The 20,958-nt window shown below is 65.2% G+C and carries 19 protein-coding genes; 8 read left to right on the forward strand and 11 right to left on the reverse strand.

Going from position 1 to position 20,958, the window contains the following annotated elements; genetic code table 11:
- Positions 1 to 22: 22 nt before the first annotated feature.
- From DQP56_RS04495 to DQP56_RS04515, 5 genes are all read left to right on the forward strand, one after another.
- Entirely contained in the window at positions 23 to 811 is a 789-nt protein-coding gene (locus DQP56_RS04495) for an enoyl-CoA hydratase/isomerase family protein (protein WP_112683783.1), read from the forward strand.
- Positions 808 to 2,292: a class I adenylate-forming enzyme family protein gene (locus DQP56_RS04500; protein ID WP_112683784.1), complete on the forward strand. Its 1,485-nt coding sequence runs from the start codon at positions 808 to 810 to the stop codon at positions 2,290 to 2,292. Before DQP56_RS04495 ends, DQP56_RS04500 begins: the two co-directional genes overlap by 4 nt.
- A gap of 2 nt (positions 2,293 to 2,294) precedes the next feature.
- Entirely contained in the window at positions 2,295 to 3,020 is a 726-nt protein-coding gene (locus tag DQP56_RS04505) for a TetR/AcrR family transcriptional regulator (RefSeq protein WP_205868794.1), read from the forward strand.
- 62 nt (positions 3,021 to 3,082) lie between these two features.
- Positions 3,083 to 3,985 (forward strand): alpha/beta hydrolase fold domain-containing protein, encoded by a 903-nt coding sequence (locus DQP56_RS04510; RefSeq protein WP_112683814.1) that lies wholly within the window; start codon positions 3,083 to 3,085, stop codon positions 3,983 to 3,985.
- 77 nt (positions 3,986 to 4,062) lie between these two features.
- Entirely contained in the window at positions 4,063 to 5,298 is a 1,236-nt protein-coding gene (locus DQP56_RS04515) for an amidohydrolase family protein (protein ID WP_112683786.1), read from the forward strand.
- 62 nt (positions 5,299 to 5,360) lie between these two features.
- On the opposite strand, the gene DQP56_RS04520 is transcribed toward DQP56_RS04515, so the two are convergent.
- Positions 5,361 to 6,686: a TetR/AcrR family transcriptional regulator gene (locus DQP56_RS04520; RefSeq protein ID WP_162111682.1), complete on the reverse strand. Its 1,326-nt coding sequence runs from the start codon at positions 6,684 to 6,686 to the stop codon at positions 5,361 to 5,363.
- 205 nt (positions 6,687 to 6,891) lie between these two features.
- Here DQP56_RS04520 and DQP56_RS04525 point away from each other — a divergent pair, with 205 nt between their 5' ends.
- Positions 6,892 to 8,073, forward strand: a complete 1,182-nt coding sequence (locus tag DQP56_RS04525; RefSeq protein ID WP_112683788.1) for a cytochrome P450 — start codon at positions 6,892 to 6,894, stop codon at positions 8,071 to 8,073.
- A 13-nt stretch (positions 8,074 to 8,086) separates the two neighbouring features.
- Here DQP56_RS04525 and DQP56_RS04530 read toward each other — a convergent pair whose 3' ends face one another.
- The 6 genes from DQP56_RS04530 to DQP56_RS04555 form a co-directional block, all read right to left on the reverse strand.
- Complete coding sequence (locus tag DQP56_RS04530) at positions 8,087 to 9,238, reverse strand: CaiB/BaiF CoA transferase family protein (RefSeq protein WP_112683789.1); 1,152 nt, start codon at positions 9,236 to 9,238, stop codon at positions 8,087 to 8,089.
- A gap of 100 nt (positions 9,239 to 9,338) precedes the next feature.
- On the reverse strand, positions 9,339 to 10,091 hold the full coding sequence (locus tag DQP56_RS04535) for a FadR/GntR family transcriptional regulator (protein ID WP_112683790.1): 753 nt from the start codon (positions 10,089 to 10,091) through the stop codon (positions 9,339 to 9,341).
- A gap of 121 nt (positions 10,092 to 10,212) precedes the next feature.
- On the reverse strand, positions 10,213 to 11,103 hold the full coding sequence (locus tag DQP56_RS04540; RefSeq protein WP_435673817.1) for an SDR family NAD(P)-dependent oxidoreductase: 891 nt from the start codon (positions 11,101 to 11,103) through the stop codon (positions 10,213 to 10,215).
- Positions 11,104 to 11,160: 57 nt separating this feature from the next.
- Positions 11,161 to 12,276, reverse strand: coding sequence for an acyl-CoA dehydrogenase family protein (locus DQP56_RS04545; protein WP_112683792.1), 1,116 nt, complete (start codon positions 12,274 to 12,276; stop codon positions 11,161 to 11,163).
- Between the two features lie 7 nt (positions 12,277 to 12,283).
- Positions 12,284 to 13,054, reverse strand: coding sequence for an enoyl-CoA hydratase/isomerase family protein (locus DQP56_RS04550; protein ID WP_205868795.1), 771 nt, complete (start codon positions 13,052 to 13,054; stop codon positions 12,284 to 12,286).
- Position 13,055: 1 nt separating this feature from the next.
- A complete protein-coding gene (locus tag DQP56_RS04555; RefSeq protein WP_234825507.1) occupies positions 13,056 to 13,538 on the reverse strand; it encodes a MaoC family dehydratase in 483 nt (160 codons plus the stop codon).
- A 141-nt stretch (positions 13,539 to 13,679) separates the two neighbouring features.
- Between DQP56_RS04555 and DQP56_RS04560 the strand changes: the two genes are divergently transcribed.
- Positions 13,680 to 15,146 carry a class I adenylate-forming enzyme family protein gene (locus tag DQP56_RS04560; protein ID WP_162111685.1) on the forward strand — a complete coding sequence of 489 codons (1,467 nt, stop codon included), beginning with the start codon at positions 13,680 to 13,682 and terminating at the stop codon, positions 15,144 to 15,146.
- A 4-nt stretch (positions 15,147 to 15,150) separates the two neighbouring features.
- Here DQP56_RS04560 and DQP56_RS04565 read toward each other — a convergent pair whose 3' ends face one another.
- Complete coding sequence (locus tag DQP56_RS04565) at positions 15,151 to 15,930, reverse strand: FadR/GntR family transcriptional regulator (RefSeq protein ID WP_205868796.1); 780 nt, start codon at positions 15,928 to 15,930, stop codon at positions 15,151 to 15,153.
- 161 nt (positions 15,931 to 16,091) lie between these two features.
- Here DQP56_RS04565 and DQP56_RS04570 point away from each other — a divergent pair, with 161 nt between their 5' ends.
- The gene (locus DQP56_RS04570) at positions 16,092 to 17,315 is read left to right on the forward strand and encodes a CaiB/BaiF CoA transferase family protein (RefSeq protein ID WP_112683794.1); all 1,224 of its coding nucleotides are present in this window, start codon (positions 16,092 to 16,094) and stop codon (positions 17,313 to 17,315) included.
- A 15-nt stretch (positions 17,316 to 17,330) separates the two neighbouring features.
- On the opposite strand, the gene DQP56_RS04575 is transcribed toward DQP56_RS04570, so the two are convergent.
- From DQP56_RS04575 to DQP56_RS04585, 3 genes are read right to left on the reverse strand one after another with little or no spacing between them, the layout of a single operon-like run.
- Positions 17,331 to 18,515, reverse strand: coding sequence for an acyl-CoA dehydrogenase family protein (locus tag DQP56_RS04575; protein WP_112683795.1), 1,185 nt, complete (start codon positions 18,513 to 18,515; stop codon positions 17,331 to 17,333).
- A complete protein-coding gene (locus DQP56_RS04580; protein ID WP_112683796.1) occupies positions 18,505 to 19,740 on the reverse strand; it encodes a CaiB/BaiF CoA transferase family protein in 1,236 nt (411 codons plus the stop codon). Before DQP56_RS04580 ends, DQP56_RS04575 begins: the two co-directional genes overlap by 11 nt.
- A 26-nt stretch (positions 19,741 to 19,766) precedes the next feature.
- Positions 19,767 to 20,939 (reverse strand): acetyl-CoA C-acyltransferase, encoded by a 1,173-nt coding sequence (locus DQP56_RS04585; RefSeq protein WP_112683797.1) that lies wholly within the window; start codon positions 20,937 to 20,939, stop codon positions 19,767 to 19,769.
- Between the last annotated feature and the right edge of the window lie 19 nt (positions 20,940 to 20,958).

The following is a 20,958-nucleotide window of genomic DNA, read 5'->3' on the forward strand; positions in this document are numbered from 1 at the left end:
GCCTTCCGTTATAGTTCGCGTTGTGACGAATCCGTTCGGACCCGAGTTACTGATTGAGGCACGCGGTCTTGTACGGGTGGTGACGTTGAACCGGCCGCAGGCAATGAACGCGGCCAACGAGGCACTGCACACGGCGCTGCAATCCGTGTGGGGCTACCTAGCACGCGACACCGATGCCCGCGCCGTTGTCCTGACCGGCGCCGGACCGGCGTTCAGCGCCGGGGGCGACTTCAACCACTTCGTCGAACTCTGGGACGATCGGCCTGCGCGCCGCCGCGAAATTGAGGGCGCCCGCCGGCTACTGACCGAGATGGTGGACTTCCCGCTCCCGGTAGTGGCCGCGGTCAACGGACCCGCTGTCGGACTTGGCTGCAACCTGGCGGTGCTCAGCGACATCGTCCTGATCGGGGAAAGCGCGTACCTGGCCGACCCCCACGTCAGCGTCGGGCTTACCGCCGCCGATGGCGGCGCTCCCACCTGGCCACTGCTGATGGGCATGCTTCGCGCCAAGGAATACCTCCTGACCGGCGAGCGCATTCCAGCGCATCAGGCCGTTGCGATGGGCCTGGCCAACCGGGTGGTCTCCGACGCCGATCTTCTCGACGAGGCCATCACGGTGGCGCAGCGAATCGCCGCTCTGCCGCCCCAGGCAGTGCAGAGCACCAAGCGCGCACTCAACATGCACATGAAGCGGGCGGTGGCCGGAATCCTTGAGTACGCGTTGTCCGAAGAGTTCGACTCATTCGACACAGCCGAGCACCAAGCGCTCGTCACGGCATTCTTGGACAGAGCCAAGGCCAGATCCACATGACCTGGCTGGAACGGGTCATCGCAACGCACGCCGCCAGCGACCGCCTCGCCGCCATCGACGAAAGCGGAGCCGTCACCGGCCGCGAGTTGGTCGGCAAGATCGCTTCGGCCGCGGAGTTCCTGACCGCATTGAACACCGCCGACGGCCAGTCGGTGCCGGCGTTGCTCACCACCAACGCCGACGCCCTGGCGCTACTGCTCGCCGGCGCGGCCACCGACAAGCCCCTGGCTCCGCTGGGCCCGCGACTGACCGCAACCGAATTGGACGCCGTCGTGCGCGCGACGGGCTCACCGGTCCTGGTGACCGAAGCCGCGTTCACCGGGATCGCCGACGACGTCGCCGCGACCGCGGGGGTGCGTACCGTGACGTTGCCGGCACTACCGGTGTCGTCGGCGCCGGTCCCGTCGCAATGCCGCGGTGCCGCTTTCTACCTGTATACCTCCGGAACAACCGGGCTCCCCAAACCCGTACCTTTCACCGACGATGTGCTCGCGGCACGAACCGAGGTCCTCGGCGGGCTCGTCGGTTTCACTCCGGACGACCGCTACGCGACGGGCTCACCGCTGCATCACATCGGCGGGCTCGGCAACACCCTCGTCGCGCTCGCGTCCGGTGCGGCAATCCTGGCGACCAACCGATTCTCCACCGACTGGTGGTGCGGCCTGCGCCAACTCGGGGCCACGCACTGCCTGCTGGTTCCTTCGATGATCGAGATGCTGCTCACCGAGAACCTGCTGCACACCGTGCCGCTGAAGACCCTGATCTACGGCGCCGCACCGATCACCCCGGACACCTTGCACCGTGTGTTGCAACTGCTGCCCAACCTCGCGCTGGTCAACTTGTTCGGGCAGACCGAGGGCAGCCCGATCACCTGCCTGGGCCCCGACGATCACCGCAGAGCCGCCGCGGGCGCAAGCGCCGTGCTGAGCACGGTGGGCCGCCCGGTACCGGGTCTGCAGCTGCGTATCGATCAACCCGATGCCGCAGGGGTCGGCGAAGTCGTCGCTGCGGCACCGCACCTGTCGGTCCACGGGCCGGACGGCTGGCTGCACACCGGCGATCTCGGCGCCGTCGACTCCGACGGTTATCTGCGCCTGCGTGGTCGGCGCCACGACATGGTGGTCCGCGGCGGGGAGAACATCTACCCGCTCGAAGTCGAGAATGTGCTCGCCGCCCACCCCGATGTCGCGGCCGTCGGCGTGGTCGGGGTGCCGGATTCGCGGCTAGGTGAGACGCTTGCCGCGTTCATCGTGCCCGCCGACCCCGCACGCCCGCCGGCATTCGAGGAACTTCGCACATTCACCAGGGCACGGCTTGCCGGGTTCAAAGTCCCGGCCTATTGGTACGTCGTGGATGCCTTGCCGCTCAACGGTGCCGGGAAGGTGCTGCGCACGGCGCTGCGCAGCCGGCACCTCATCCCGTCCGCGGAGGAGGCTGCCGGCCCCGAGTCACGGACAGCCCTCTCGACCCAAAGGAGATGACGATGTCGCCGGCAACGTCTAGCTCACCGGCCGTGCCGCGCCGCCGCGCCCGAAACTCGTTGAGCCACGAGGAGATTCTTGCGGCGGCGCTGGAGCTCACCGAAACCGAGGGCTTGGCGCAGCTGAGCATGCCCGCGCTGGCCCGCAAGCTCGGTTGTGCCGTCATGAGCATCTACAAGTACTTCCGGAATAAAGACGATCTGCTCGATGCGCTCGCCCACCGGGTGATGCGCGAGCTGCACCGTCGACTGCCGCCGGCCGGCGACGGTGAGTGGGATGTCGAGCTGGTCGCCTACTTCACCGCCTACCGCGACCTGATGGAAGACACCCCCGCGTATCGGGAGGTCGTGCTGTACGCATCCACCTCAGTCGTCCGGGCTGCCCTGACCCCGGCCCAATGGCGACGCCTCGACACCGGCATCGGCCTACTGCAGCGCGCCGGACTGGCGCTCGCCGACGCCGTACGTGTGTACAACGTGTGCTACAACTTCACCCGCGCCTACGTGGCATACGAACACACCGTCCGCGCCGCCTCGTCGGACCTGCCGGCTCCTGACGACACCGCCATAGATCGGCTCGATTCCACCGAGTACCCGATACTGGCAATGCTTCCCGACCCGAGCGCGGCGATCGACGTCAACGAGGGCGGCTTTGCACTCGGGCTTGAACTACTCACCGCGGGAATCTCACGATCCTTCGGTATCCGTCAGACGCGGCGGATGCGATGAGTAACCAGATGACCGACGGCGGCGAGCAAGGTAGACCCCACGCGACCCGCGGACTGCGCGCTATGGCGAAGCTGCTGCGGCTGAGCAGCACGCTTACCTCGACGATCCTGCCGCGCAAGTTGGATCATTGGGTTTCCCATCCCCGGAAGCCCTACTCCGGGCGGCCGCCCCGCCGAGTGCGTCACAAGATCGATGTCAGGCAGGCTGATCTGAGCGGCTGGCCCGTCTACGAAGTGAGTCCCAAGTCAGTAGCCCCAGATGCCCTGAGGGGACACGTTCTCTACTTACACGGCGGCGCCTACGTCCTGGACATCATCCCGGCGCTACATTGGCCCGCCATCGCGAAAATCGCCACCACGTTGCAACGCACGGTCACCGTACCGATATATCCCCTCGCGCCGGAACACACCTACCGCGAGGTCTATCCGTTCCTGCTTGACGTCTACCGGCAGGTCTTGCAGACTCATCACCCGAAATCGGTTGCGTTCATGGGAGAGTCAGCCGGTGGAGGTCTGGCACTCGGGTTGTGTCACGCTTTGCGTGCTGCTGGCCTGCCGCAGCCCGGCGACGCTCTCCTGCTCTCACCGTGGCTGCACGCGGCATTGCCTGACCCCGGCGTCGCCGCGGTCGCGGCGGTCGATCCGATACTGAGCCCCAGTGTGTTGCGTGAAGCCGCCCGGCACTACGCGGGTGGTGCCTCGTTGGACGATCCACTGATAAGCCCAAGCACGGTACCGCTGTCGGGATTGCCGCGCATCAGCATCCTGACCGGCACCCACGAAGTGCTCAACCCCGACGCACGGGCGTTCCGCCGGCGCGCGAACGCCGAGGGGGTGGAACTCGGTTGGTACGAGCTCGACGGCGGCATTCACGCGTGGATGTTTCTTCCGGTCGGCCGCAACGCCCGCGACGCGTGGGACTACATCCGCACGACTGTCGATGAGCAGGCCGGAGAAGTTCGTTGACTATTTCGTTAGAATTGATCTAACATGGGAGTTCAGAGTCCGGTTCAGCCTGATGGACACTGCGGAAAGGAACAACGATGACGCAGTTCACCGACGCACCGATTTTCGATGCCGATCAGCACATGTATGAGCTGCCCGAGGCGCTCACGAAGTTTCTGCCGGAGCGCTATCAAAAGGCGGTGCAGTTCGTCCAGGTTGGTCGGCACAGCCGGATCGCGATCATGGGCAAGATCACCGAGTACATCCCGAACCCGACCTTCGAGCGGGTCGCCGCCCCGGGCTCGCATGAGAAGTTCTACTCGGGCCAAAACACGGAGGGTTTGACACTGCGTGAGATGCAGGGTGACCCAATTGACGCGCCGGCCGCGGCGCGCAACCCAGTGGACCGGATCAAAGAGCTCGACCGCCAAGAAGTGAGCCAGGCGCTGGTGTACCCGACGCTGGCCAATCTCGTCGAACATTCGGCGGCAGAAGATCCCGAACTGACGATGGCCATGATCCACGCACTGAACCAGTGGATGCTGGAGCACTGGAACTTCACCTACGAGGACCGACTCTTCATGACACCGGTGATCAACTGCGCAGAGGTCGACGGCGCACGCCGAGAGTTGGCGTACGTGCTGGAGAACGGTGCCAGGGTGGTGCTGATCAAGCCCGCACCCGTTAAGGGCCTGCGCGGCTGGCGCTCTCCCGCGCTGCCGGAGTTTGACCCCTTCTGGCGTGAAGTCGAGGCTGCCGGGCTCCCGGTAGTGGTGCACGCCAGCCAGCCGCCGCTGACCGACTACATAAACATGTGGGAGCCGCCCGAGACCAACAACTTCATGGCGATGAGCGCTTTCCGGTGGTTGGTACTCGGCCACCGCGAAATCGCCGACATGATCGGCAGTTTGATCTGCCACGGGACGCTGACGCGGTTTCCGAAGTTGCGGGTCGCCAGCGTGGAGAACGGCAGCTCTTGGATCAAACCGCTGTTCCACGATCTGGAAGACCTGTACAAGAAGATGCCGCAGAACTTCCCCGAGCACCCCTTGGACGTCTTCCGCCGCAACATCTGGGTCAGCCCGTTCTGGGAAGGCTCGGTGGCCGATGTGGTCGCAACCGTCGGGTGGGACCGGGTGCTCTTCGGCTCGGACTATCCCCATCCCGAAGGGTTGAGCGAGCCGAAAGGCTTCTTCAAATACGCCGAGGGCATGGACAAGCGGCGCACCTACGACTTCATGGGCGACAACGCCCGCAGGTTCATGGGACTCCCCCTCGCCAACCCGGATCCGGACGCGGTCAACCCGCCCCCGCTGCAGCACGTGGGCGCATAGAGCCCAGCTCCGACTCTCGGTTCCGCGGCACCCTGCATCTCGTCGATGCCGCGGGGCGCCGTTCAGACTGCGGTCTCCTCGCGAATCGCGGGTAGGCCGAAGTGGATCATGTGCTGCAGCAACTCGCGCAGCTCGGCACGCTCGAGCTCAGGCAGTTGAACCGACATTGTGTATGGGAATTCAACAAGCAAGGCCCACAGCAGAACCGGTACCGGATTGTGCCCCTCAGGCTGCGGGCCGGGCACCAGAGCGGTGAGGCGGTCGGTGACGAACGCTGTCATCTGCTCCGCCAGCGCGCCCAACGCGGTGCCATCAAGGGCTGTTTCGTGGGTCCAGATGTGCAGCACCGCCCCGTGCTGCACCACCAGATCGATCCATTCGTCCAGCCACTGGCTGCCGCCCTCGCCACTGCTGAGTACCTCGGCCGCAACGTCATGCGACAGTACACGTTGCAGGGCAACGGAGGCCCGGCCTGCCAGCGTCGAGAACAACGCTTCCCGGTCCGTCCAGTAGGTGTAGACACTGGGCTTTCCCACCTGCGCCTGTTCGGCGATCTGCTGAATATTGGAGCCGGCGTATCCTTTTCGCGCGAATACCTGCGTCGCGGCGTGCAAGATGCGTTCGACGGTAGGTCGGTTCCGCAGGGTGACCGGTCTTCGCAGTCCCGCCATCGGCGACCCGGGGTTGCTCAACAGTATCCCCGGACCGCCCTTGCTGTGATCCCTGGCAGCTACCGCCAAGTTGTCAGTGTGGCCGGCGTGCGTGATGACCCCGTAGAAAAGCCGCGCCAGGGAGTCGTTGAGACGCTGGGGGGTCAGCTCGGGGCTTCGCGCCGCACGCGTGTACTCGGCCCATTGCACGATCGACAGCATCGCCATCGGCACCGACCGCAGTGTGTCGTGCCCTGTCGCCACGGTGGAGAGCCCTAGCCTGGGACGGACCTCTTCGGCAAAGCGGTGCAGGAATGCTTCGGCGGGGGTGAGCAGCTGTTGGTCGGCGGCTTCCGCCGACGGCCACTCGATGGCGGTGACCCGGTGCTTCTGGAACAGGGCGGACAATCCGCCGATGAAGCGCCGCAATGCATCGAACCCATCGGGGCCGACCACCGCGCCCGCCGTCTTGGCATGGGCGATGAGTTCGGCTCCGAGCTCATCGACGAAGATGCGGAAGATCTCTTCCTTGTTCTCAAAGTATTGGTAGACCGCCGGGCCCGAACGGCCTGCCCGTTGAGCGATCTGATCGACAGTGACGCCGTGGTAACCGGCTTCCCCAAACAGTTCCCGGGCAGCGGACAAGATCTCTGCTCGCGCGCGGTTACCGCTCGCCCCGAGGCTGGGGTTGGCTCCATAGGGAGGGCGCCGCTTGGCGGAACCGTTCGGCGTCGTCACATCGGTTGACGGTACCTGCACAATCTCCCCCAGGACATCGCCCCCGTAGCACACCGCGCCGGCCGCGGTGGCAGCACCAGATCGATCATTGACCGCAGACCTGCAGTTGACTAATTTGTTAGAAAGCGGTGACCACACAGGTCACGCCCCGAGTCCGTAGCAGCGACGGGCGGCGACGGAGGAACCGAATGCCAGAGGCGATCATATGACCACCATGCGTGAGAGCGGATCTGACACCCACGGCGCCCCGCAGCTCGAGTATTCGGGATTGCCGCTGGCAACCGACCGTGCTGCCGGGTGGGCGGCTCTGCGGGATACCGGTCCGGTGGTGTTCATGGACGGCTGGTACTACGTGACCCGGCGTGACGATGTACTGGCGGCGCTGCGCAATCCCAAGGTCTTCTCGTCGAAGAAGGCGGTCGACATCCTGGGCAGTCCGGTTCCGCTGGTGCCGATCGCATTTGACCCGCCGGAGCACACCCGGTTCCGCAACATTCTGCAGCCGTTCTTCAGCCCGCACACCTTGGCTGAGATGCTGCCGTCGCTGCAGCGGCAGGCCGTTGCCATCGTCGACTCCGTCGCCGCCCAGGGCCAGTGTGAGGTGATGGCGGATATCGCGATCCCGTACCCGTCGCAAGTGTTCCTGACGATGTTCGGCCTTCCGCTGAAAGACCGCGACCGCCTTATCGCCTGGAAGGACGCGGTCATCGCGCTAGCCGACCTGCCCTCGCTGGAGGGCGCTGACCTCAACCCGGCGCTGGAGCTGTTCGCCTACCTGACCGAGACGATCAACGAACACCGACAAAACCCGCGCCACGACATGTTGTCGCAGCTTTTGACCGGCGAGGATGCCCTCGATGACGCCGAGGCCATCGGCATGAGCTACTTGTTCGTGCTGGCCGGGTTGGACACCGTGACCGCGGCGATGGGCGCCGCTTTCCTGGAACTCGCGCGTCGGCCTCAGCTGAGGGCCGCGCTGCGCGATGAGCCCGAACAGGTCAAGGTGTTCATCGAAGAGATCATCCGCCTGGAGCCGTCGGCGCCGCTGGTGCCGCGGGTAACCACCGAGTCCGTCACCATCGGCGGCATCACGCTGCCGGAAGGAACACCGGTGCGGTTGTGCCTGGGCGCAATCAACCGCGACGACAGCGACGCGATATCGACCAACGACGTGGTGATGGACGGCAAGGTGCACCGGCATTGGGGATTCGGCGGCGGACCACACCGCTGCCTGGGCTCTCATCTCGCGCGGATGGAGCTGAATTTGATCATCACCGAGTGGCTGCGCCGGGTGCCCGAGTTCGAGCTGGCGCGCGGTTACACCCCCGAGATCGTGTTCCCCGCGCAGACTTTCGCGCTGGACACACTGCCGCTGCGTTACGCCTAATGTGCGTCGCATGTCATGGCGACCCGACAACGGCACCGGCGTCGATCAATCGGTGGATGTCCGGTTCGGCGAATCCCCAGTCCGCGAGGACTTCACGCGAATGCTCACCGGGAAGCGGCGGAGGACCGCTGATGGAACCCGGGTTGCGGCCGAAGCGCGGAGCGGGTGTCGGCTGGCGGACACCGAAGGCCGTCGGGTAGGTCATCCGGGCCACATTGTGCGGATGGGCGACAGCCTCGGTGAACGACAACACCGGCGTCACGCAGGCGTCGGAGCCGTCGAAGAGTTCGGCCCAGTGCGCGCGTGTTCGCGATCGGAAGATGCCGGCGAAGCGCCGTTTGAGCTCTGGCCAGTTCGCCGGGTCGTCACGGTCGGGAAGCTCCTCGAGAGCGAGCCCCAGTTTGTCGACCATGATGCCGTAGAACTGCGGTTCGATCGGCGCAACGGCGACGTAACCGCCGTCGGAGGTTTCATAGCTGTCGTAGTAGGGCGCCCCACCGTCGCAGAAGTTCGTACCGGGTGGTTCTCGCCAACGTCCCTGCGCCATCATCGCGTGCACCAGGGTGGTGAGTGACGCGACGCCGTCGACCATGGCCGCGTCGACCACCTGCCCAACGCCGGTCGATCTGCTCTCCAGCAAGGCGCACACCAGCCCGAACGCGAGCATCAATCCGCCCCCGCCGAAATCGGCGATAAAACCGGGCGGAGACGCGGGCTGACCACCAGGGCGGGCCAACAGTTGCAGCGCACCGGTGAGCCCGAGGTAATTGAGGTCATGGCCGGCCATCTGAGCCATCGGACCGTCCTGGCCCCAGCCGGTCATCCGCCCGTAGACCAGTGCCGGATTACGCTCGAGGCACGTCGCGGGACCAAATCCGAGTTTCTCGGCGACCCCGGGACGAAAGCCCTCGAACATCAGATCGGCTTGCTGCACGAGCGTCAGCAACGCGGCCAGGCCATCGGGCTTTTTCAGATCGATGATGATCGATCGGCGTCCTCGACTCAGTGCGTACTTCTCCGGGCTGGCAGATCGGGTACCGGGTCGGTCAACCCGGATCACATCGGCGCCGAGGTCGGCCAGCAGCATCGCGGCATACGGTCCGGCTCCCAGCCCCGCGATCTCGATAACACGCACACCGGTCAGTGGCCCCGATCCCTGCGTCATCTGATTTCTCTCCTCGGCGCTCGATCGACCCACGCGAACCAACTATATTATCTAACTACTAGGCGGGTAAGGCGGGTCGGCCGGACCAGGCGCACCCCCGTCACGGCAATATGTCGAGCACAACCTCGCCGGGCCCGGTGACGAGTTCGCTGATCAGGGTCAGATGTTTGTGCCACAGGGCAACCGCTTCCTCGCTGGATTTGGCACGGATGAGATCGACAACCTTCACATGAGCGCGGTGGGACGCGCGGATCGCCGCTTGCTGACTCTCGTCGACCGGATGCGATTTCATGTAGGACCGGTTTTGCATCTCAACGATCGAGAAGAGCATGTCGAGCAGGACGACCATCGTTTGGTTGCCGGCCAACTCCACGAGCCTGCGGTGAAATTGCAGTTCATGCTTTTCGCCGTACGCAATCGGATCGCTGCGAAGCTCCTCGCCGGCCGCGAGCAGCGTGTCCAGCTCACGAAGATCGGCCGCCGTGCGTTTCTGGGCAAGCACTCCGACGCAGGCAGACTCCAGCTGAGCCCGTGCCTCGTGGAGGTCGGCCATCGTGGCGCCCTGGTACTGCAGCAGAGTCCCGGTATAGCGACCGGCAACGGCGGACTGCGGTACGAGCACGTACGCGCCGCCGCGATTCCCGCGTTTGACCCGCACGATGCGTTCCGACTCGAGGACACGGATCGCTTCGCGCAGCGTGGGTCGGGACACGCCGAACTGGTCCATCAATGCTGATTCCGACGGCAACGCGTCGCCCTCCTTCAGCTCGCCGGAGACGATCTGACGGCGTAGCTGGGCAGCGATCAGCTCGGCGGCTTTCGGCGCCTGCAGTGACTTGATCGTGACCGCCATCGCTACCCTCTCCGCGCGTTACGCATGGACAAGCAGCATACTGTTCACTGCGTTCCGTTCCGCCGGATGCGATGTGCTAGGGCAACACCCGCCGATCCGCTCTATATCCTGCGCCCGTGGGTCAGCCGCCGATTCCGGCCCGCAAAGCCACTACACCCGGGGTACTGTCGCCGGGAAAAAACTCATGCGACCGCGTCACGAGTTCCTCGACGGTCCACGCCCGCTCGCCGGCGGAGAGGTGCACCGCGGTTTGAATGGGACTCTGCAATTCGACATCACCGCCGTAGCACACGAACACCTTGCCGGAGATGTGTCCTGCCCACGGACCGGCGAGCCAGGCGACGACGGGACTGATGTTCTCCGGAGCCCGATCATCGAACTGCCCCTCGACGGCCTCGCGATAGCCGCTGAACGCGCCGGTAGTCATCCGGGTGCGCGCACGTGGCGCGATCGCGTTGACCGTGACCCCGATCCGTTCCAATTCGCGGGCCATGCCAAGCGTCATCCCGACGATGCCGGCTTTGGCCGTCGCGTAGTTGACCTGGCCGACCAGGCCGATGTAGCCGGACTCACTGCTGGTGTTGACGATTCGGCCGTAGACGTCGCCGCCTTCCTTGGCCTTCGCTCTCCAGTAGGCCGCGGCGAACCGCGACGGCGCGAAGTGGCCCTTGAGATGAACCTCCATCACCGCGTCCCAGTCAGCTTCTGCCATGTTGAAGCTCATCTTGTCCCGAAGGATGCCGGCGTTGTTGACCAACACGTCGAGTGATCCGAAGGTGTCAACCGCTTGCGCCACGAGCATTTCAGCGGCGTTCCAGTCAGCGCAGCTGTCGAGGTTGGCGACAGCCCGACCACCGGCCTGCTCGATTTCCGCCACGACTTGCTGCGCCGGCGAGGCGTCTGCGCCGGCCCCGTCTCCCCCGGTGCCTGGATCGTTGACGACCACGGCAGCACCTTCAGCGGCCAGTGTGAGCGCATGCGCGCGGCCAAGACCCCGGCCGGCGCCGGTCACGATGGCGACCCGACCGTCAAGCGATCCCATGTGTTTTCTCCCCTATCGTTGTGGTGATCAGATGCCGATGCGATCAGCGAGGCGCTGTCGGTGGAAGTCAGAGCTGCCGAGGAACAGTTGCGCGTTCTTCGCACGCTTGAGGTAGAGGTGGGCCGGATGCTCCCAGGTGAATCCGATACCGCCATGAATCTGAATATTCTCTCCACAGGCGTAAAGGAACGCATCAACACAGAAGGCCTTGGCCAGACATGCGACCTTGGGAACATCGTCATGACCGACCGATGCCGCCCACAACGCGTAATACGTTGCTGAGCGCGATGATTCGAGCTCCACCAGCATCGACGCACATTTGTGCTTGATCGCCTGAAACGATCCGATCTTGCGACCGAACTGCTCGCGGACTTTCGCGTAGTCCACCGCCATGTCCAGCACCATGCCGGTTCCACCGAGTGCCTCCGCGGCGACCGCGATGGCGGCCAGGTCGAGCATCTTCAGTAACGCGGGCTCTGCGGCTTCGACCGAGCCGACCAGCCGCGCCGGAGTGTCGGCGAAGGTCAGCCGGGCCTGTTTTCTGGTCTGATCCATCGTCGCCAAAGGCTCGACGGCCAGGCCCCGCGCCCCGCTGTCCACAGCGAAAACCCCGACCATCCCTTCGACTCTGGCGGCGACGAGTATCAGGTCGGCCACCGCGCCATCAAGCACAAACGACTTGTGTCCGTTGATGGCCCATGCGTCATCCGCCCCTGTCGCCGTCGCTGCCACCGACGAGGGCTGCCACGACCCGCTGTCTTCGGCGAGGGCCACGGTGGCGATGGACTCGCCGCTGGCAAGGCCCGGAAGGTAGTCGCTGCAGGCCTGCTGGTCATCGAGAGCCAGCAGCAGGTGCGAGGCCATCACGCACGAGGCGAAGAACGGGGTGACTGCCAGAGACCTGCCCAGCTCTTCCGACACGATCCCCAGTTCGACGAATCCGAAGCCGCTACCGCCGAATTCCTCGGGAATGGCCAGACTCTGCAAACCCAGCTGTTGCGCCATCTGGGTCCACAGCGCCCGATCGAAGCCGACAGGGTCCTCCATCTGCTCCCGGACGGCGACTTCCGGCGACTTGGCCTGCAGGAACTCGCGCAGCACCTGCTGAAGTGTCTGCTGCTCGTCGCTCAGCGCGAAGTCCATCGCAACCTCACTTCCGTCTCGCTCGGAAACGTTCTGGCACAGCGCGATATTCGGCAGTGTCATGGGACTGGCTCTCAGCCGCGAGGCCGTATCCGAGCATCGAGGCCGACGCGACACGCAGGTGCTGATTGAGCACCGCCTTGGTGTCCTGCACGGCCTGCCACGGCAACGCCGCGAGTCGGTGCGCGAACTCGGTGGCCCGGGCCATCAACTCATCCGCGGGTACGGCTCTGTTGGCGAGCCCCATTTCGACGGCACGCTCGGCGGTGATGCGGTCGCCGGTCAGCAGGAACTCCTTGGCCCGCAGCAGTCCCGCGTTCAGCGGCCAGGTGATCGCACCACCGTCGCCGGCCACCAGACCGACGGTGATGTGCGGGTCAGCCATGAAGGTGTCTTCAGAGATGAACACCATGTCGCAGGCCGTCGCCAACGTGCACCCCAGGCCCACCGCTGGGCCGTTGACCGCGGCGATCACCGGAAGGTGCACATTGATCAAGTCGTCGAACAACTTCCGACCCTTGCGCAGGGTGGCCCTACGCACATGCAGATCATTGGCCAGCGTGGTGAAGTCGTCAATGTTGCCGCCGGCACTGAATGCCTTGTTGGCGCCGGTCACCACGACCACCTTCGCCTCGGCGTCATAACAGATCTCCCGCAGCGCCTCGATCAACGCCTCATGCAGTTCGTCATCGAATGCGTTGAGCGCATCCGGACGGTTGAGCGTGAGGGCGCGGACCGGGCCGTCCGAGTCGACCAGCACCGCTGCGGACTCCACCATCTCAGGAACCTGCACCGACGAAGTCGCGACCCCGAATGAGCCGCACCGGCGTGAAGGTCGCTACCTCCTCGCCGCGCTGATTGATGACCGTGCACAGCGACGCGACAACACCGCGCCCGGGCTTGCTGGAGGGTCGTGACTCGGTCGTCTGCACGATCACCTGCAAGGTGTCACCAACATAGGTCGGCGCCTTGATCGTCAACTCCATGTGCATGAAGGCAAGGCCGGTGCCGTGCAGCGCATTGGTCTGCAAGATCAGTCCCTCGGCGAGAACGTAGACCAGCGCCCCCGGAACCAGGCGGCCCTGATAGCCACCTTCGGCGGCGTGGCGGGCATCGTAGAACAGCGGTTCGTTGAACCCACCGAGGTGCACGAAGCTCATCAGATCGGTCTCGGTGACTGTTCTGGCGCCGGTCCGAAAGGCGGAACCGGTAACCATGTCCTCCCAGGTGAGGCCCTTGGCCAACGGGGGCACAGAGTCCACGGATTCGACCATGTTGATCCCTTCAGTAGGCTGCAGCACTCGTTCTGTCCTGCCGCCCACGATATAATAGAATTATCGACCTAATTATACTAAACGTGAATCGGGTCCTCGTCATCCAGTCAGGAGGCGATCATGCCGTCGGTGCCCGACACGGACGCATACGCGACGTGGTCACAGCGGGTGCTTGCGAGCCTGCACCTCCGTTCCGGCTCCGCCGCGCTGATCTCGGTTAACGCCGGGTCGGTCGAACGATGGTCCGGCACTGAGTTCGTCGCGATGACCGCGGGCGCACTTGATGTGCTGGACGCAGCGGGGGTCGCTGCCGGCGACGATGTGCCGGCGTTGATGGCGTCGCGTCCGACCTCGATCGCCATGATGCTCGCCGGGGCGGTATCGGGACGACCGTTGGCCCCACTGGCGCCGCGGATGACCCGCCGAGAACTGTTGGCCTGCCTAGAAAACCTCTCGGGTGGCGTGCTCTTTGCCGACCCCGACTGGATGGAGTTGGCCACCGACCTGGCTGAGTCGACCGGCCGACGGGCGCAGATCATCGACGGCCCCACCTTCAGCAACCGTGCTGTGACCGCTAACGACAACCCGCACAGCGTCGCGATGGTGATGCACACCTCGGGTACCACCGGATTACCCAAGCCGGTGCCGGTTCGCGAGTCGCCGCTGGGCCACCGCGCTGACGTCAATGGTCTTCTGCTGGACCTCAAACTCGGTGACCGGCTGGCCACCGCGGCGCTGTTCCACCACGTCGGCGCCCTGGGCAATATCGCGGTGACGCTCGCCAACGGTGCGACATTGGTGTGCTTTCCCGACTTCAGCGTCGACGCGTGGCTCAGCCTCGAGTTGGTCGCACCGACTCATGCCGTGGTGGTCCCATCGATCATCGAGATTCTGTTGGCCGCAGATGCCTTGACGCTGCCGACATTGCGGGTGCTGGGCTACGGCGGGTCGCCCATACATCCCGACACGATGCGGCGCGTCCAGACCGTCATGCCCGGTGTCGATTTGGTGAACCTGTTCGGCCAGACCGAGGGCAGCCCGCTCACGGTGCTCGACGCGGCCGACCATCGCGCTGCGGCCGCAGGCCGCACCGACTTGCTCCGGTCGGCGGGCCGCGCCGCGCCCGGCGTGGAGTTGCATATTGACCATCCTGGCCCGGACGGGGTGGGCGAGGTATGGGCGCGCTGCGCGCATTCGTTCGTCACCGACGGCGACGGTTGGCAGCGCACCGGCGATCTCGGACACCTGGTCGACGGCTACCTGTACCTCGTCGGCCGTCGCGGGGACAAGATCATCCGTGGCGGTGAGAACGTCTTTCCGCTCGAGGTCGAGCAGGTTCTCGAGAGCCACCCCGAGGTGCGCGAAGCAGGGGTGGTCGGGGTTCCTGACCGGCGCTTGGGCGAGACCGTCGCGGCGTTCATCGTGCCGACCGATCCGGCGATACCTCCAAGTCCGCAAGCCCTGCACCGTTACGCCCGCGAGCACTTGGCCGGATTCAAAGTGCCGGCGCGCTGGGAATTCCTCGAGGCGCTACCCCGAAACCCCAGCGGCAAGATCGTGCGGCGGGAGCTCGCGCGCAGGTGCGCATCGCAATGAGTCCCTACAGCAGATCGAGAACCGAATGCCCGGCCACACCCGTCGACAGGACGAACTCTTCGGCCAAGTCGAGATGGCGCTTCCAGTGCGCTCTGGCGGCTGTGACGTTCTTCTTGTCGATCAGGTCGACCAACCGCAGATGCGCGCGATGAGCATCCTCGTAGGCCTTGACCGTCGCCGGCGAACCCGCCGTGTCCTGCACCGACTGCAAGGTGGACTTATCGATGATCGTCCGCAGCATCGACGACAACACGATCATGGTCTGATTGTGCGAGGCTTCCACGACTGCGGCGTCGAACCGCGCATGCAGCGCAATGCGCGACGTGCTGTCCGAGGTGTCGGTGATCTCTCGGCACAAGAAGCGCAAACGAGCCAGGTCTTCCTTCGTCCGGCTCTTGGCCGCCTCACCCGCGCAGGTGGATTCGATGATGGAGCGGGCGTCGAAAACATCGCGCAAGGTGGTACCTCGGTGCTCGAGAACCAGTCCGGCGTAGCGCGCCGCCATGCGACCGTCGGGGCTGTTCACGCGGGCCCCACCGTGCGCACCGCGTCTGATGGTGATCAGCGCCTCGGACTCCAGGACCCGGAAAGCCTCGCGCAGCGTAGGGCGGGAGACGCCGAACTGTTCCATCAGCGTGGCTTCCGACGGCAGGGCGTCACCCTCACGCAACTCACCGCGGACGATCTGTTTGCGCAGGTTGCTGCCGATCAGCTCGGCCATTTTGGGCACATGCAGGGGTTGACCGACCTGGATGTGAGGATCAACGGTCTGGTTGTCGGCCATGAGTCCTCCTCGGGTTACACCCGACATGCCGTAGTGCTTCTGAACTCTTCCCACACGGAAGGACCGTGGGGATTGACGACGTCGTCGGGCACCGATGGCAGTGAAACATTAATTACATTTAACTATATACTGGCTACCGCCTGCACCGGAGGAGATAAGACGTGACTCGCGCCGCACTGGACGGAATCCGTGTGCTGGATCTTAGCCGGATCCTCGCCGCGCCGTTGGCCGCGCAAATTCTCGGCGACCTCGGCGCCGAGATCATCAAGGTGGAACGACCCGTCGTCGGCGACGACTCGCGCCAGTACGGTCCACCGTTTTTGTCCGGCGACACTTCCGGCGGGATGTCGGCGTTCTACCTCAGCTGCAACCGCAACAAAGAGTCGGTGACGATCGACTACACCACACCCCGCGGCAAACAGCTGCTGCTTGACCTGATCGGCCGATCCGATGTGTTGCTGGAGAACTTCCGGCCCGGGGTCCTGGCGAAATACGGTCTGGGCTACGAGGATCTGCGCGGGCGCTTCCCCACGCTCGTCTACTGTTCGGTCACTGGATTCGGGCAGACCGGTCCGTACCGCGACAGGCCCGGCTACGATGGGATCTTCCAGGCACTGAGCGGAATGATGAGCGTCTCGGGCCACCCTGACGGCACCCCGGGGGCCGGCCCGATGAAGTCGGGGCTCTCGCTCATCGACATTCTGACCGCTTTACACACCAGCACCGCGGTTTTGGCTGCCCTGCGCCATCGCGACCAGCACGGCGAGGGGCAGCACCTCGACGTCTCATTGCTCGATTGCGGGCTGGCGTCGATGTCGCACTATGTGGAGAACTATCTGGTCTCCGGCGCTGTCCCCGAACGACGCGGCAACGGCGGCTTCGGCGGCATTCCGTCTCAGGCCTTCCACTGCGCCGACGGCAACCAGATTTTCCTCGTCGCGACCACCAATCCGCAGTTCGCCCGCGCCTGCCAGGCGCTCGGGCACCCGGAACTCACCGCCGATCCGCGCTTCGCCAGCATCGCCGCACGCATCGAGCACCGATTGGAGTTGCTCGCCGTGCTTGAGAAGATCTTCGCCGAACGGGATGCCGCACACTGGATCACCGCGCTGGAGGCTGCTGACGTACCGGTCAGTCCTGTCAACGATGTACACGCCGCCCTGGCGGACAGACACGTGCGCGACCGCGCGATGCAGATCAACATCGCACATCCACAGCTGGACACCATCCCCGCGCTGCGATATCCCATCCGGATGTCACGCACGCCCGTCACCGACTACACCGCCCCGCCGGTCCTGGGTCAGGATACGCGCGAGGTGTTGAGTCGGGTGGTTGGTCTTTCCGATGCCGCGATCGACGAGTTGCAGCACGACGGCGCCATCTGAGCTTGGCTACGGGGTCTACCCGGGGCGCGGTTCGCGCGGCAGGCCCAAGGTGCGTTCCGCCAGCACGTTGAATTGAATTTGCGTGGTGCCACCGTAGATTGACTCGGCGCGACTCGTGAGGAAGATCTGCTGCAACCGGTCCAGTTCGTAGCATGCGCCCACCAGCTCGCTGCGCGCACCTTGGGCCAGCATGGCCAGTTCGCCCATCCGTATGTGGGATTCGCTGGCGAACACTTTGTTCATCGAGGCCTGCGCCGCGGGGTCACCGCCACCACCCTTCAGGGTGCTCATCAGGCGTAACCCGTTCCATTCCATGATCTTCGCATCGGTCCACGCCCGTGCCAGATCAGCACGCATGACGGCGCTGTGTTCGAGCCCGGAATCGCGTGCCGCCCCGATCATCTCGTCGACCTCACGGGCGATCCGCAGATGCTCAGCCAGCAGTGTGGTACCCCGCTCAGTGCCCAGAGCGCCCATCGCCACGTTCCATCCGGAGTTAACCTCGCCGACCACGAGATCGGCGGACGTGCGGGCACCGTTGAAGAACACCTCGCAGAACTCCGCGCCCCCCACAATATTTCGGATCGGCCGCACTTCGACCCCGGGCTGATCGACGGGCACCAGGATCATGGAGATGCCGCGGTGACGCGGCGCCGCCGGATCGGTTCGGCACAGGACATACATCCAATCTGCCCGGGTCCCTACCGAGGTCCACACCTTCTGACCGTCGATGACCCACTCATCGCCGTCGAGAACGGCCTTGGTCCGCAGGCCGGCAAGATCCGACCCGGCGCCGGGCTCGCTGAATCCCTGACCCCAGAACTCCTCGACCGCCACGATCTTGGGCAGAAACCGTTGCTTCTGCGCTTCGGTTCCATAGGCCAGCAGGGTCGGACCGAATAAATCTTCGCCTTGCGACGCCGCCCGGTACGGCGGGTTGGCACGCGCGTACTCGAGATGAAAGACGAGCTGCTCATCGACGCTGGCGTCGCGTCCACCGTACTGCTTGGGCCAGCCCAGACACAGCCAGCCTCCGGCCGAGAGCTCCTTCTCCCAGGCCACGCGCACGTCCCACGCGGCGTCGTCCCAGGAGAAGCCCACACCACGGTGCTCCGCGAATTCACCGACCAGATGTTCGGCGAACCAGGTGCGCACCTCGTCTCGGAAGTCACGCAATGCCGGCGACAGCTCAAGATCCATGCTCAGCTCCCTTGTCCTCGACGGGGCCGTCGGTGGCCGGCACACCCACGACGCCGGCTCTCTTCAGGTCGTCAATCTCGGAGTCGATGCGGCCCAGCTCTTTGAGGATCGCCACGGTGCTGTCCCCCACGTCGGGAATGCGGTCCATTCGCAGGTCCCACCCCGGCGATACCGGCGGCGGCAGCAGCGACCTGATCGGGCCGACGGGTGAGTCGACGTCTCGCCACCGCCGCCGCGCCTCCAGCTGCGGGTGTTCGATCAGCTCGTTGGGCAGGTTAACCCGTCCACAGGCCACCCCTGCATTATCGAGGGCCTCGATGGCCTCCTCCAGGGTCATCCGGGCCAGCACCTGCCCGCACAGTGCGGTCACCTGCTCACGATGCGCGGTGCGGGCCGGCCCGGTCGCAAACCGGGGGTCCTCGGCCAGCTCCGGCCGCCCCAACACCCTGGTGGCCAACCGTGCCCATTCCCGGTCGTTTTGGACACCGACGACCACTTTGCGTCCGTCGGCGGTCTCGAACGCCTCATACGGCGACAACGACGGGTGGCTGATGCCGTTGGGCGTATGGGTGCGCCCGCTGTAGCTGGTGAAATAGATGCTGTAACCCATCAACTCGCAGATCGCGTCGAACATGCTGATCGAGATCGCCCGGCCGCGGCCGGTTCGCTCGCGTTCGTAGAGCGCGGCCAGCACGCTGCTGAACGCGTACATCCCCGCGGAGAGATCGGCAATGGCGATCCCCGGCTTGGCGGGACGGTCCGGCCAGCCGGTGGTGGCGATCGACGCGCTCTCGGCCTGGACGAGAAGGTCGTAGGCGCGTTTGGCGGCGTACGGCCCGCCCTCGCCGTATCCGGTTACATCGCAGGCGATGAGCCGTGGGTGGGTGGCGACGAGTCGGGCGGCGCTCAGGCCCATCCGTTCTGCGGTGCCCGGCGCAAGGTTCTGCACGAATACGTCGGCGGAGGCGATCAGCTCGTCGAGGACGGCCCGCCCGGAGGGCACGGTGAAGTCCAGGGCAACGGATTCCTTGTTGCGGTTGACCCACACGAAGTGGCTTGCCATCCCACGAATCTCGTCGTCATAGGCACGCGCGAAGTCACCATCGCCGACGCGTTCGATCTTGATCACCCGCGCGCCCAGGTCAGCAAGCTGGCGGGAAGCGAACGGTGCACTGACTGCCTGCTCGAGAGCGACGACCGTCACCCCGTCCAACGGGCCGGCCACCTCACACCCCGCCGAGTCGGACCACTTCAGAGACGTTCAAGAATTGTCCCCGTTCCCATCCCGCCGCCGACACACATCGTGACCAGACCATAGCGGCCGCCGACGCGCTCAAGCTCATGCAACGCCTTCGTCAGCAGCACCCCTCCGGTCGCGCCGAGCGGATGACCCAGTGCGATCGCGCCACCGTTGACATTCACGTTCGACAGATCGCTTTTCATCTCGTGCTGCCAGGCCAGCACCACCGACGCGAACGCCTCATTGATCTCGACGACATCGATGTCGTCCAGCGTCAATCGGTTGCGCTCCAGGATCTGCTGCGTCGCCGGGATCGGACCGGTCAGCATCATGACCGGATCGCTCCCGATGAGTAGCGAGTCGACGATGCGAGCGCGAGGACGCAGGCCCAATTCAGCGGCGCGGGCCTCGGTCATGAGCAGCAGCGCCGAGGCGCCATCGGAGATCTGTGACGAGGTACCCGCCGTGTGCAGAGCGCCCGGGCGCGACGCCAGGTTGACCCGAAGGCCGGCCAGACCCTCTCGGGTTGTCGGCCGGACGCATTCATCGACACCGACCGTGTGTGTGCCGTGCTGAGCTCCGTCCTCACCAAGCACAGGCGCCTCGATAGGAACAATCTGCCCAGCGAAGCGTGACTGTGAGATCGCCTCTGCGGCAAGGCTTTGCGAACGCACTGCGAACTCTTCAAGCTGATCACGGCTGAGTTTCCAGGCCTCGGCGATCCGATCCGCCGCCTCGAACTGAGTCGTGATCTCGTAGTGCTGCGCGAAGCGAGGCGTCCGGGGAGGCCCGTACTCGGCGATCGCGCTCGCGGTCATCGGCACCTGATTCATCGATTCGACGCCCCCGGCCACGGCTACGTCGACGACGCCCCCGGCGACCAGACCGTAGGCCAACGTAAAGGCCTGCTGAGAAGAACCGCACTGAGCGTTGACCGTCGACGCGGGCACCCGCTGGTCGAGGCCGGCGGAAAGCCATGCGTTGCGGGTCACGTTGCTAGTCTGCTGACCGACCTGGCTCACGCAGCCGCCGATCACCTGGCCGACCAGCGCAGAATCGATGCCCGAACGCTCGATCAGCGCGGCGAACACATCGCTGAGCAGGTCGGGGGCCAGGCAACCGGCCAGGCCGCCGCGCCGCTTGCCCACCGGCGAGCGGACAGCTTCAACGACGACGACGGACACGGATCCTCCTGAGTTGTCC

The sequence above is a fragment of the Mycolicibacter senuensis genome (genome assembly GCF_003284925.1).
GTDB lineage: Bacteria > Actinomycetota > Actinomycetes > Mycobacteriales > Mycobacteriaceae > Mycobacterium > Mycobacterium algericum_A.

Coding starts and splice junctions, on each gene's coding strand:
- DQP56_RS04500 (WP_112683784.1), top strand. CDS start 808: ATGACCTGGCTGGAACGGGTCATCGCAACGCACGCCGCCAGCGACCGC.
- DQP56_RS04505 (WP_205868794.1), top strand. CDS start 2,295: ATGTCGCCGGCAACGTCTAGCTCACCGGCCGTGCCGCGCCGCCGCGCC.
- DQP56_RS04510 (WP_112683814.1), top strand. CDS start 3,083: ATGGCGAAGCTGCTGCGGCTGAGCAGCACGCTTACCTCGACGATCCTG.
- DQP56_RS04515 (WP_112683786.1), top strand. CDS start 4,063: ATGACGCAGTTCACCGACGCACCGATTTTCGATGCCGATCAGCACATG.
- DQP56_RS04525 (WP_112683788.1), top strand. CDS start 6,892: ATGACCACCATGCGTGAGAGCGGATCTGACACCCACGGCGCCCCGCAG.
- DQP56_RS04530 (WP_112683789.1), bottom strand. CDS start 9,238: ATGACGCAGGGATCGGGGCCACTGACCGGTGTGCGTGTTATCGAGATC.
- DQP56_RS04535 (WP_112683790.1), bottom strand. CDS start 10,091: ATGGCGGTCACGATCAAGTCACTGCAGGCGCCGAAAGCCGCCGAGCTG.
- DQP56_RS04545 (WP_112683792.1), bottom strand. CDS start 12,276: ATGGACTTCGCGCTGAGCGACGAGCAGCAGACACTTCAGCAGGTGCTG.
- DQP56_RS04550 (WP_205868795.1), bottom strand. CDS start 13,054: ATGGTGGAGTCCGCAGCGGTGCTGGTCGACTCGGACGGCCCGGTCCGC.
- DQP56_RS04565 (WP_205868796.1), bottom strand. CDS start 15,930: ATGGCCGACAACCAGACCGTTGATCCTCACATCCAGGTCGGTCAACCC.
- DQP56_RS04575 (WP_112683795.1), bottom strand. CDS start 18,515: ATGGATCTTGAGCTGTCGCCGGCATTGCGTGACTTCCGAGACGAGGTG.